Source organism: Bacteroides luhongzhouii (assembly GCF_009193295.2).
GTDB classification, from domain to species: Bacteria; Bacteroidota; Bacteroidia; order Bacteroidales; family Bacteroidaceae; genus Bacteroides; species Bacteroides luhongzhouii.
Genome location: NZ_CP059973.1, coordinates 5,610,225 through 5,623,047 on the forward strand (window position 1 = coordinate 5,610,225; position 12,823 = coordinate 5,623,047).

Consider the following 12,823-nt stretch of genomic DNA (forward strand, 5'->3'; position numbering starts at 1 on the left):
AAAATCAGCATCCTTTGTGCGTCATGATATCAAGTACCATTTTATCCGTTTCGTTCATGGCTTGCGAGCCGATTCTTGTCAGGTTACGGATACTTTGGTCTACATCTTCATCTATAATCCCTTCTACGGAAGTTACGCAACGGTCCTCCATTGCCATCATGGCAGACAGTACAGCTGTCGAAACTCCGGTGGTTACTTTCAAAGCACAACTCGGTTTTGCACCGTCACAAATCATTCCTGTCAGATTGGCAATCATATTTTGAACAGCGAAGGCAACTTGGTTATAACTTCCTCCCATCAACCAGGTGATTCCACAACTGGAACCTGTGGCAGCTACCACACAACCACACAAAGCAGACAGACGTCCCAAACTTTGTTTGATATATATAACAGTGAGATGACTTAGCATTAAAGCACGGATCAGTTCCTCTTCACTTTTTCCGTTTTCTTCCGCAAAAACAACAACAGGAAGTGTAGCAGATATTCCCTGATTACCGCTGCCGGAATTACTCATTACAGGAATCATAGCACCAGCCATACGGGCATCGCAAGCAGCCGACGTATAAGAGAGGATATGAGAAAACACGCTATCTCCCATCACTTTATGTTCATAAGTCCCCCGAAGCATTTTACCTAAAGAATGTCCGTAGTTACCTTTAAAGGCTTGCTCGGCAGCAGCTTTGTTCAATCGGGCTGTATCAAGGATGAAGCGGATTTCATCTAGCGGAGCAGTCAGTGCAAAATCATAGACCTTGCGCAAGTTTAGTTCGAGCGAAGCATCTTCCTCTTCCTCGCTGACTGTCTGTTGCTTGTCGAGCAACGTTTGTTCATCTTTTGCTATATATATAAAGGTAGTATGTCCACCGGCAATGATGGCTTTAGCCATTGTATCTCCCATTTTACAGATCACTTCGATATAAAGCTTTTCCGTAATATCTTCTTTTAGAGAAATACAAATCCGTTTTTCTGCGATAAACTGTTTTCCCTGTTCTACCGCTTCCGGCGTACAATCCCTCAACACCTCCAACTGATAATCTGATTTGCCTATCAACGCACCCAAAGCAACCGCTATGGGAAGTCCGACCATACCCGTTCCCGGGATTCCGACTCCCATGGCATTCTTTAATATATTGGCACTTAACAGGACTTCTATCTTCTCCGGTTTCGCCCCCAGTGTTTCGGCAGCTTTAGCTACACAAAGCGCCACTGCGATAGGTTCCGTACATCCGATAGCTGGAATGACCTCTCTCTTAATCAATTCTATAATTTGCCTTCTTTCTGATTCAGTCATGGACTTATAAGTTTTGGTTCCACAAAAATAGGAAATTCTTTCTTTTCCAACACTCTATAATGAACAAATAAAATCTCATATTGTTATAAAATCTCCCATACGCTAAACTTTAACAGAAAGAATTGATAGAAAAATGAAAGCGAAACACGTGATTATCTATTTGCTACTAGCAATTGTATCCTCCTCATGTATCCGCGAAGAAGCCCTCAATGCAGAAGCAGACATATTAAGTTGCATATTACCGGGAGTAACCATGACAACCAGTCCTATTATTAACAATAATTCCATAACTATCTTTGTCGGTCCGGGAACTGATATTTCAGAACTCAAGCCTGAATTTACATTAACTCCAGGAGCTACGATCAGTCCGCTTAGCGGCACGGAACGAAATTTCAATACCCCACAGAAATATACTGTCACAGCCGCTGATGGCGTTTGGGAAAAAGCATATACCGTATCGGTGATCGACACGGAACTTGCCACAAACTATAATTTCGAAGATACACTTGGTGGAAAGAAGTACTACATATTTGTGGAACGCGAAAGAGATAAAGTAGTAATGGAATGGGCCAGCGGAAATGCGGGTTATGCCATGACCGGAGTAGCCAAAACAGCCGATGATTATCCCACTTTCCAAATAACGGACGGGAAAGCCGGCAAATGCCTCTCTCTAGTGACACGCAGTACCGGATTCTTCGGTCAGCTAGCAGGAATGCCTATTGCGGCAGGAAATCTGTTTATCGGCTCTTTCGATGTGAATAACGCTATGAGCAATCCGCTGAAAGCAACCAAATTCGGGCTCCCTTTCCGGCATGTACCCACTTATCTGGCAGGTTATTATAAATACAAAGCAGGAGATCAGTTTACAGAGGGAGGAAAGCCTGTGAACGGGAAACGGGACATCTGTGACATATATGCCATCATGTACGAAACCAGCGAATCCGTTCCTACTCTTGACGGAACGAATGCATTCACCAGTCCGAACCTGATTTCAACGGCACGGATTGATGATGCCAAAGAAACGAACGAATGGACTTACTTTAAACTTCCTTTTATCACTCTCCCCGGAAAATTCATAGATAAGGAGAAGCTAAGGGATGGGAAATATAATATAGCCATCGTGTTCACCTCAAGCCTGGAAGGAGATCATTTTAACGGAGCAATCGGAAGTACATTACTAATCGATGAAGCCGAGTTAATCTATCACTCGGAAAATTAGTGGGATTAAATAACTTTATAACAACAATCATGATAAAAATCTATCCGTATATATTCAGTTTACTAGCCTGTATAGGAATAGCTCTCCCCGGCTATTCACAGGTAGACCGAAATGAAACACTGATCCGTTCCGCCCTTCACGGACTGGAATATGAGATCAAAGCAGGTTTCAGCATTGGCGGCACGGCTCCGCTTCCCCTTCCGGTAGAAATCCGTTCGATTGACGGATATAACCCGACGCTGGCCATCAGCATAGGGGGCGAAGTGACCAAATGGATTGCCGTTCAGAACAAGCTCGGAATCATAGTCGGACTCCGGCTCGAAAACAAAGCAATGACCACCGAAGCCACCGTGAAGAATTACAATATGGAAATTCTCGGGCAGGGAGGTGAAAGAATCAGCGGAGTATGGACGGGCGGAGTGAAAACCAAAGTACATACCGCCGGACTGACCATACCTCTAATGGCCACCTACAAACTAAGTAACCGATGGAACATCAAAGCCGGACCTTATTTCTCCTATCTGCTTTCAAGAGAATTTTCAGGTCATGTGTACGAAGGATATTTGCGGGAAGATGATCCTACCGGTCCGAAAGTAGAGTTTACCGACGGCAAAATTGCAACCTACGATTTCTCGGACGACTTGAGACATTTTCAGTGGGGATTACAGGTGGGAGCCGGATGGCGAGCTTTCAAGCACCTCAATGTGTACGCTGATCTCACCTGGGGATTGAACGATATATTTAAAAACGATTTTAATACAATCACTTTTGCAATGTACCCCATCTATTTAAACATAGGTTTTGGGTACGCATTTTAAACTTCACTGCAGATAATACGCGGATTCACACTGATTATTTATATTAATAGTCTCTATTTTATAATCTGTATGAATCCGCGTGTCCTGTGATAAAAAAGAAGATTAATTGCCACCAGGCTCTGCCACCTGTTTCACTCCGGAATAGGTCACTTTTACAGTCTGTTGCAATGTAGGCACTTTCACGTTAATGGTCATGTCTGCATTTCCATCTTCTACCGTTCCCGTAACAGTTACAGGACAAGTACCCAAAGAAGCAGCATTTCCCTCAAACGTAAGGTCCTGCTGTCCGGTAAACGTAGACACCCCTTCCCCCTTCTTCACTTCACATTTATCAACAACAATATCTCCAAACTTCAGAATCTGTTGATTGATAAACAATTCAAAATCCTTCAGTTCAATCTTCACTTCCGTATTGCTGACCTGCGATAGGGTGATAAACTTCTCTATTCCATCCCCTATGACAATTTCCTGGTCAGAGCCATCCGGTATCATGGATATATCCAGATTTCCCCAATACGTTCCGACTACATCCGGAGCCGTTATCGCAGCTTCTTCTTCAGGAGGATTCCCATTATCCTTGTTATCACTGTCGTCATCATCACTGCTACAAGCAGCAAAGAAAGTAAGAGAGCAGACTAATGCTAATAAATACAATAGATTCTTTTTCATACGTCTTTGGTTTAGTTATTATAATAAACTTCGTCCCTTATAAACTAAAAAGAAGAAAAAAGGTTCAATATGCTTCCTTTTTCGAAGATATTTCGAGTTCACAACTTTCTTATCGAAAACTTTGTTATATTTGCATATAGTAATTTTAAAAAAGCCACAACTATGTTTAATTCATTTGGCAATATCTTTCGGCTCACAAGTTTCGGTGAGTCTCATGGAAAAGGAGTTGGAGGAGTGATTGACGGATTTCCGGCAGGAATTATCATCGACGAAGAATTTGTACAACAAGAACTTAATCGTCGCCGTCCGGGACAATCTATTCTTACTACTGCACGTAAAGAACCCGATAAAGTTGAGTTTCTTTCAGGTATTTTTGAAGGGAAATCCACCGGATGCCCTATTGGCTTTATCGTTTGGAATGAAAACCAACACTCCAATGACTACAACAATCTGAAAAATGTATATCGTCCTTCACACGCTGATTACACGTACACAGTAAAGTACGGAATCCGTGACCACCGTGGCGGCGGACGTTCTTCCGCACGCGAAACGATTTCACGCGTGGTAGCCGGCGCATTGGCCAAGTTAGCGCTTCGTCAACTGGGTATCAGCATCACTGCTTATACTTCGCAGGTGGGTCCTATCAAGCTAGAGGGCACTTACTCGGATTACGATCTCGATTTGATAGAAACAAACGATGTGCGTTGTCCGGACCCGGAAAAAGCAAAAGAAATGGCAGACCTTATATATAAAGTGAAGGGGGAAGGTGACACCATCGGCGGCACACTGACCTGCGTCATCAAGGGATGCCCCATCGGACTGGGACAACCTGTTTTCGGCAAGCTCCATGCAGCCTTGGGCAACGCAATGTTAAGCATCAACGCTGCCAAAGCATTCGAATACGGTGAAGGATTCAAGGGACTGAAAATGAAAGGTTCCGAACAGAACGATGTTTTCTATAATAACAACGGACGCATCGAGACACATACCAATCACTCCGGAGGTATTCAGGGAGGATTGAGTAATGGTCAGGATATCTATTTCCGTGTAGTATTCAAACCTATTGCAACATTGCTGATGGAACAAGAAACCGTCAACATTGATGGTATCGACACCACCCTGAAAGCACGCGGACGCCATGACGCTTGTGTACTGCCCCGTGCCGTGCCTATCGTAGAAGCAATGACCGCCATGACCATACTTGATTATTACTTATTGGATAAAACGACGCAACTATAATGAACGAAATTCAGAAATACATAATAGCGCACGAACCGGAAATGATGAATGACCTGTTCAGCCTCATCCGTATCCCCAGCATCAGTGCTCTGCCGGAGCATCACGATGATATGCTGGCTTGTGCGGAACGCTGGGCGCAGTTGTTACTTGAAGCCGGAGCAGACGAAGCATTGGTGATGCCCTCAAAAGGCAATCCGATTGTTTTTGCTCAAAAAATTGTCGATCCGGACGCAAAGACTGTATTGGTTTATGCTCATTACGATGTAATGCCGGCCGAACCGCTGGAACTTTGGAAGAGCCAACCGTTTGAACCGGAAATACGGGACGGATATATCTGGGCACGTGGAGCAGATGACGACAAAGGACAATCATTCATCCAGGTGAAAGCATTCGAATATCTCGTCAAAAACGGATTACTGAAGAATAATGTAAAATTCATCTTCGAAGGTGAAGAAGAAATAGGCTCGCCCAGCCTGGAGGCTTTCTGCGAAGAGCACAAAGAGTTACTGAAAGCAGACGTCATCCTTGTCTCGGACACGAGTATGCTGGGAGCTGAACTTCCGTCTTTAACGACCGGTCTTCGCGGACTGGCTTACTGGGAAATAGAAGTGACCGGACCGAACCGTGATTTACACTCCGGACATTTCGGAGGTGCAGTAGCCAATCCGATCAACGTACTTTGCCAGATTATCAGCAAGGTGACGGATACCGACGGACGTATCACTGTCCCCGGATTCTATGACGATGTGGAAGAAGTGCCTCAAGCGGAAAGGGACATGATAGCCCATATTCCTTTTGACGAAAAGAAATACAAAGAAGCAATCGGCGTAAAAGAACTTTTCGGAGAAAAAGGATACAGTACATTGGAACGCAACAGCTGTCGTCCGTCTTTTGACGTATGTGGCATTTGGGGCGGATATACGGGGGAAGGTTCTAAAACCGTACTTCCCTCAAAGGCGTATGCTAAAGTTTCCTGCCGGTTAGTGCCGCATCAGGATCATCATAAGATTTCGCAGATGTTTGCAGAGTATATTTCAAGCATTGCTCCGGAAACTGTTCAGGTGAAAGTGACTCCAATGCATGGAGGACAAGGATACGTATGCCCGATTTCGCTTTCTGCTTATCAGGCTGCCGAAAAAGGCTTTGAAATTGCTTTCGGAAAGAAACCATTGGCAGTACGCCGTGGCGGCAGTATTCCTATCATTTCCACTTTCGAGCAAGTGCTGGGAATCAAAACCGTATTGATGGGATTCGGACTTGAATCAGACGCCATCCATTCACCCAACGAAAACTTTTCACTGGATATTTTCCGTAAAGGGATAGAGGCAGTCATTGAATTTCATCAGGAATATGCCAGACGATAAAGCGGACAGACAAAAGGTCAAGTTATAAACGGTATATAAAAAAGAGCGATGGACAAGCTTGTAATCAAACACTTGTCCACCGCTCTTTTTATATATTTGCAGACACCGACAAACTACATAACCGGAGTCTGGAAAAGGAAAGTAAACGATTGACTGTCTTTCAAATCCTTCACTGCATCACCTGCGTAAATCTCTCCCTTTGTCAGAGACAATTTCTTAATCCCTGCTTTCGGACTAAAATCTATTTTCTTCAAGTCCAGCCAAAACATGTTCGGTGTCAAAGTAGATTCGAAATAATACACTTTATTCTTCTGATCGGAGACAGAACGCCAACGGGTAGAAGAAATATAAGGCTTCTCCGGCGTATTAATACCAAATGGCACAGAAACATTACGCATCACACTCAATACACTGGGAACAGCAATTTTTGCATCAGCTGTTTGCGGAATGGCATGAATGTAGAAAGAAGCCCTGACAAAGCGGTCACTCGCACGATTTGTTCCCGGTAGCATCTGTAAGCCACCAATTTCTTTCCAATAATCATTAATAGCCAACTGATAGTCATATCGGGGAGAATTTGTCATCACCCGGTATTCCTTCCCTTCGTGAATACTCAATTTTCCATCCAGATATTCCAATACAGCCGTATTTCCAGTTTCATCGGTTATAGCCAAATGCAAGGTAGATTCCGGTCCCCCATTCGGCATACGGGGAGCATCAATCCGGAAAGTCTCTTTTTTCAGTTCATCAACGGCTTCGCGTACCGTAGCAAAGTTATCGAGTACATACTGTGTCCAAATACTGATTCCCATTGCCGGACGAGTATCACCGGGAAGAGAATAAACAGATTCCGGCAAGAAAAGCAGACTCGCCACCAATCCTTTCTCGTTCATTCCGTCGCAAGTACCAATATCATATCCTGTGGCAATCACACTTCCGTATTTGGCAGTCCAGTTTACCGTTTTATCCTTGTTATGTCCCGCACGCTGGATACCGCGTGGAAATACATAGATATTCGTCATGATATCTTCCTTCCAGTCCATGGTACGCCCTGTTATCACCATCTGCTCAGGACCTATGTATACTGCACGCGTGCATGCTTCCACAGGCTGTATACTCCCCAAAGAGACGGTAGCCAACACCAATGCAACTCCTACTAATCTTTTCTTCATATTCTTTCTTTTTAAATAATTGATACTCTTATTTATAAATAACAAATATGCCACGATTATTGCCCACAAGAAAGAGGATTTTAATGAAAAAAAAGAATTTATTCGATGGGGAAAGAAGTTTTTTGTTTTTCGATACATGATAGTTATCATCGCAGGAAGCATTTTCTACCTATTCATTCTGTTTGTACTTCTCCTCTAACTGTTGTAACACCCGTTTAAGCTGAATAGCTTTTTCTTGAGATACACTACCTCCCTCTTTTTCGTACCATTCCAATTGCTGTTTAATGAACTTACGAGTAGTTTGCAATGACTGTTGCAATGAATCACGTTGCGCCACCTTGTTACTAAATTGCTCCACAATACCTGATGTCTCATAGATATGTATTGCACCATCAATGTCCCCCTTCTCCACTAACGCCAAAGCTTGCCGTTCCATGGCTGATAGTTCGTCCTTGTTAATACGCGCAAACTTATCGGCATAGTATTCCAGCAACTTCATACGCTTGTCATACTCCTGATTGAGTTGTGCCATTTCTTGTTCAAAAGCCGTAGCATCTGCTTGCTGCAACTCGCGTGTCACACGAAGTTCCTGCAATTTACGTTCATACTCTCGCTGGTAATGACTTTTACCTATGTTGTAGAATTTCCGTCTGCTCTGTTCAATATACCCCTTCGGACAGAGCACTACTTTATAAAGTATATCTTCACTCGCCACCCATTGCTCCACTTCTTTGAGATTAACTATCTCCATGTCCTGTTTATGAATACGGATGTCGAACAAGAGATCACCCGGTTCCATGTGAGGTAGTTTCAGTATAAAGGCACCTGCACCATCAGTGAGAGTAGGCACACCACCTTGCACTACAACCTCTACTCCTGCCACAGGAGTAAAAGCAGAATTCATTTTCACAGCCACTCCCCTGAGCGTAACTTGAGCATGGATATTAAAGCCACATAACCCACAGAAAACAAACAACAAAAACTTTTTCATGACAACAATTGGATGAGTAGATTAAGTGTAGGTTGATAGTCTTGATTTATATGGTCTTTCATCTGTTTACCATAAAGCAACAAAACAGGAGCATAACATTCTTCACTTCCAGGCAACTTACGAGTTTTGAGATGAGCCACCAGTTCCTTACCCGCCTCGTCATCAGTATGTAAAGCGTAAAGTGCTAGCATAAAAGCCTGTTGAATGAATCCCTGACGGGCTGTTTTCATCTGTCGCATATTTTGCTCTGTTTTATAGAAATCATTATCCAATAATAATGACGACACCCAACCATACATATAAGTATAACATTGCACATTTGAATTTGCATGATATTCATAAAATGAAGAGATGGCATTTTCATAGGCATCAAGAGTCTTCTGATATTGGTGAGTGAAGTAAGCCAAGTCTCCACATTTGTTCAGCAACAGTATTTGCATATAGACACCTCGAACAGGTGATTCCTCGGTCAAACCATTCACGACATCGGACAGTTTGGAGATTATATCATTAGCCTGTTTATATTGTTTGTCCTGTATAGCATAATAGAGACACAAAAAATAGTAGTCAGACATCAACTCATAATACCTAAAGAGGCTATACCTGCGTACATCCTCGGCTTCGACCACGAAACGGTCAAAATAGGTTTTCGCCTCCTGCTTGGTATGCATACATAATACTGCCTGTGCCAACAACGAGCGGGCACGTCCGGCTGCAGCGTCTTGCGCCGGCATCTGATTCATGAGTTGTGAGATGCGCTTAGCTTCATCCCATTGCCCCAGCATCATATGAGCCATCATTTGGACATACTTCAACTGTGCAAAACTATCGTTATCGGCTTGCCGTTTCTTTAATTCGATTTCTATAGCCGGAGCACCGGCAATAACTTCCTGCGCCCGATGGCATATAAGACTAAGTGACAGACGATTAAGTTTATTGTAAGCTAACATACGCGTATGTCCATGCTGAGCAGCACACTTATCGCTAAGGTCATAGAAATAAAGAGCTGTGTCCACATGACCGGTATTGAAAAAGAGTGCACCCAATAAAGCATAACAAGCATTGACCTGCGAATAAAAAGTCTCGTTATCTTGACACACCTTAAGGGTTTCGACGATTTCTTTGCCATATTTCATAATTTCATAACGTCCTAAATTGTAAGCAGCATTGAGAGCTGTGAACCATATACTTACAGCATATTGTGGCTCCTCAATCTTCAAATATGGATGGATTTTTTCGATAGCATCATAAGCTTCATTATGCTGTTGGGTATAATAGTAGCACTGATAAAGATTGTAATATAAGTTATAATAGAGTTCACGCTGCATATCTTTCTCCTCGTCAGGGAGGGTATTGAAAATAGCCAATCCCTCTTCGTCAATGTTCACCGCCTCAACATACCGGTCTAACTCATAGTAGGCGGTAGCCAACAACTGATAGACAGTGATACGCTCTATCTTATACTGACGGGGATTATTACGATACAATTTTTCTACAACCTCATCAGCTTTCTGGCAAGCAGCCAACATCTCGGCATATTTTTGATTGTAGTGAGCATGATTTACCTTCGACACCCAATAGTCTAGTTGTGTATCGGCTTCCGCACTGACCATATCGAGTTTGTCGATACCCGATTGAACTTGTGCCAGCCCTTTCTTATCATCAATTATTCTATAGAAAACAGCCATGTTTTGATAACAAGCCATGAGCTTCGATTCGTAATCTTGCATCTGCGTAGATCCTAAAGCTAATAGGATATTCACAGCCTCCTTAAGCATATTAAGTGCCAGTTGGCACCCCTTCTTTTTTTCGTTATCCGCACTCTTGCGCACTATCTTAAGGAGCAGGACCGAAAAATTGATATTGAGGTTCACGGCAAGTTCGGCTGTAGCCAACATGTTTTTTGGTAGCTTATCGAGCACCTGTATCGCCTTGTTAAAATAATCAAAGCTCTCGTCCAAACGGTTCACATCATCATATATAAGGCCTAGTTTTGTATACCAATCAGCCAAATCGTAAGGTGTTTTGCTGTGCTCTACGGCTTTCTTGTAGTAAATCTCGGCATCTGTAAAGTTTCTCTGATGATAAGCGAAGTTCGCATAGTCGGCATTACGGTTCATGTGCGTAGGGCTGCTGTCGGCTATCATTTTAAACAACTTTCCCGCCCTCTGATAACTCTCCTCACCACCTTGCAGTACCAATGTTTGCGCAAATCGTTCTAAGGTGGGTATCATGTCTTCAATATCTTCATCCCACTGTTTCTTCAGACCAAGGTCATGCGCCAACTTCTTTTCCAATTGTAATCCTTCGTATAAGCCGATAGCCTCATCGAGTTTCCCCTGTGTCACTAACTGCTGCGCCTGTTTCTCTATAGGCTCCAAATAATCTGTATTAATGGCTACTAACAAGGGGACATAATAGTCTAACATCTCTTGCGCATTGTTCAGGGCCGCCTGTATCTCTTTCCGACGCTGCATATAATGGTCGCTATTCACTTTACCTTCCTCTTTGAGTTGTTTGAGTTGCGCCATGGCACTAGCGTACTTAGCCTTCGCATTGGTTTTACCTATTTGGTAGAATTGCTCTACTCTAGCTGTATACTCCTCTTTAGCACACATATCTACCCGATAGTTTTTGGTAGGTGCATATACCCATTGGTTCACCATGTGTTGATTAACCACCACCCAGTCACGATAGGCTATCTGTTGTATAAGCAACCGTTGCCCCTCTATATGATTGGGTAGTTGCACCTCAAAACAACCCCGTGCATCACTGGTAGTGGGTGTAGCCCCCTCTATCACTATATTCACTTGCGGCAAGGCTTTTTTGCCAGAATTTTGTATCACTACAGTGCCGCGTTGGCTCTGTGCACATATAACCGAAAAAGTAGCTACACATATCGCAACTGTAAACAGGAGTTTTTTCATGAGTACACTGTTGTTTGAAGGTTATACTATTTTTTGCGCAAGGCTATGCGCATCTGCTCGGTAGGCGACGGAGCTACCCCATTGTAATCCCAGATTTCGAAGCCTTCTTTCATCACAGTGAGACGATAGCTAGTGGCTTGCTGCGATAACGGTACCTCTATCAAGAAGGAACCATCGGCCCCGGTCTGTGCAGAGTAGTCCAGTACCTGCACACGAGCATCGGCTACGGGTCTTCTCTCTTCATCAGTCACTATCCCTTTCAGCAGACCGGCATCATTATTACGACAAATGTTCAGAGAGCAAACATGGGTGTAACTTAGTGTAGTATCTACAGCCATATAGCCCTTAGCTTTGAAACTTAGCGTGAAGTCGTCGAGCCAAGCATGCTTGCGGTTGATGCCTTCAAATTTCACCATCTCTTGCAACGTAGCCAGTTCACGGGTTTCCACTACATCGGCATACTTCAGCGTGAGCGTAGCTCCCCGGAAGGGCAGCGTGGTAGCTATATTCTCTTTTAGTTCGACCCTAAACGTCACAGGTTGCCACAACTGATAGGCCAACAAGAAAAGAGCCACTATCACCACAGGCAGCAAACAAAGCAGTACAAAACGTCTCGTACGTGGCAAGTCTACAGGATCGGGACGTATGAAACCTTCGTTTTCCAGTTGCGTTAACTGATAGTCAAAGTGATGAAACAACTCATTGTAGTCGGCATAAGTATCACAGAAGTGCCCATATTCTTGCTCACTGTATTGTTTTAGTTTCTCCAGTAGTGCCGCGCCATGCTCGTCGCGTTTAGCATAAATGTAAATTTTGGGACGTTTACCACCACTCGCCTTCACTTGTTCAAAAGCAACTTGCAGTTCGCGTAGCGTATATTGCCCCAAACGAGTGTGGAAAAGAAAAATCACAATATCACATTGGCGAATGTAATCATCATATCTATTCTGCAGATGCTCCTCGGAAAGGTAACTGGGAAAATCACGCCAGGTACGCTGTTCGAAGCAGATGGCACGTTTCCTATATCCCTTATTCTTCTGCGAAAAGTAGAGATCCATCTGCAATTTATCTTCATCGAGTTCTGCCGACGAAGCAATAAAGACTTTTACGTTTTTCATGTATCTAAATGTTGT

At 43.5% G+C, this 12,823-nt stretch carries 10 protein-coding genes; 4 read left to right on the top strand and 6 right to left on the bottom strand.

Translation table 11 applies throughout. The features are described 5' to 3' along the window. Positions 1–4 precede the first annotated feature (4 nt). On the bottom strand, positions 5–1,291 hold the full coding sequence (locus tag GD631_RS21490) for an L-cysteine desulfidase family protein (RefSeq protein ID WP_143257862.1): 1,287 nt from the start codon (positions 1,289–1,291) through the stop codon (positions 5–7). 133 nt (positions 1,292–1,424) lie between these two features. Between GD631_RS21490 and GD631_RS21495 the strand changes: the two genes are divergently transcribed. Then, on the top strand, positions 1,425–2,510 hold the full coding sequence (locus tag GD631_RS21495; protein ID WP_143257861.1) for a PCMD domain-containing protein: 1,086 nt from the start codon (positions 1,425–1,427) through the stop codon (positions 2,508–2,510). A gap of 29 nt (positions 2,511–2,539) precedes the next feature. Further along, entirely contained in the window at positions 2,540–3,328 is a 789-nt protein-coding gene (locus tag GD631_RS21500) for a porin family protein (protein WP_185911537.1), read from the top strand. 102 nt (positions 3,329–3,430) lie between these two features. On the opposite strand, the gene GD631_RS21505 is transcribed toward GD631_RS21500, so the two are convergent. Beyond that, positions 3,431–3,997, bottom strand: coding sequence for a calycin-like domain-containing protein (locus GD631_RS21505; protein ID WP_143257860.1), 567 nt, complete (start codon positions 3,995–3,997; stop codon positions 3,431–3,433). Positions 3,998–4,159: 162 nt separating this feature from the next. On the opposite strand from GD631_RS21505, the gene aroC reads away from it, so the two are divergent. Beyond that, positions 4,160–5,236, top strand: coding sequence for a chorismate synthase (gene aroC / locus GD631_RS21510; protein WP_143257859.1), 1,077 nt, complete (start codon positions 4,160–4,162; stop codon positions 5,234–5,236). Continuing rightward, positions 5,236–6,600: a dipeptidase gene (locus GD631_RS21515; protein WP_143257858.1), complete on the top strand. Its 1,365-nt coding sequence runs from the start codon at positions 5,236–5,238 to the stop codon at positions 6,598–6,600. The genes aroC and GD631_RS21515 overlap by 1 nt, the downstream gene beginning before the upstream one ends. Before the next feature lie 113 nt (positions 6,601–6,713). Here the strand turns inward: GD631_RS21515 and GD631_RS21520 are convergent, their stop codons facing one another. The 4 genes from GD631_RS21520 to GD631_RS21535 form a co-directional block, all read right to left on the bottom strand. Then, positions 6,714–7,772: a linear amide C-N hydrolase gene (locus tag GD631_RS21520; protein ID WP_143257857.1), complete on the bottom strand. Its 1,059-nt coding sequence runs from the start codon at positions 7,770–7,772 to the stop codon at positions 6,714–6,716. A gap of 169 nt (positions 7,773–7,941) precedes the next feature. After that, entirely contained in the window at positions 7,942–8,763 is an 822-nt protein-coding gene (locus GD631_RS21525) for a hypothetical protein (RefSeq protein WP_143257856.1), read from the bottom strand. Next, the gene (locus GD631_RS21530; RefSeq protein ID WP_143257855.1) at positions 8,760–11,690 is read right to left on the bottom strand and encodes a tetratricopeptide repeat protein; all 2,931 of its coding nucleotides are present in this window, start codon (positions 11,688–11,690) and stop codon (positions 8,760–8,762) included. The genes GD631_RS21525 and GD631_RS21530 overlap by 4 nt, the downstream gene beginning before the upstream one ends. A 26-nt stretch (positions 11,691–11,716) precedes the next feature. Continuing rightward, positions 11,717–12,808, bottom strand: coding sequence for a carboxypeptidase regulatory-like domain-containing protein (locus GD631_RS21535; RefSeq protein ID WP_143257854.1), 1,092 nt, complete (start codon positions 12,806–12,808; stop codon positions 11,717–11,719). Between the last annotated feature and the right edge of the window lie 15 nt (positions 12,809–12,823).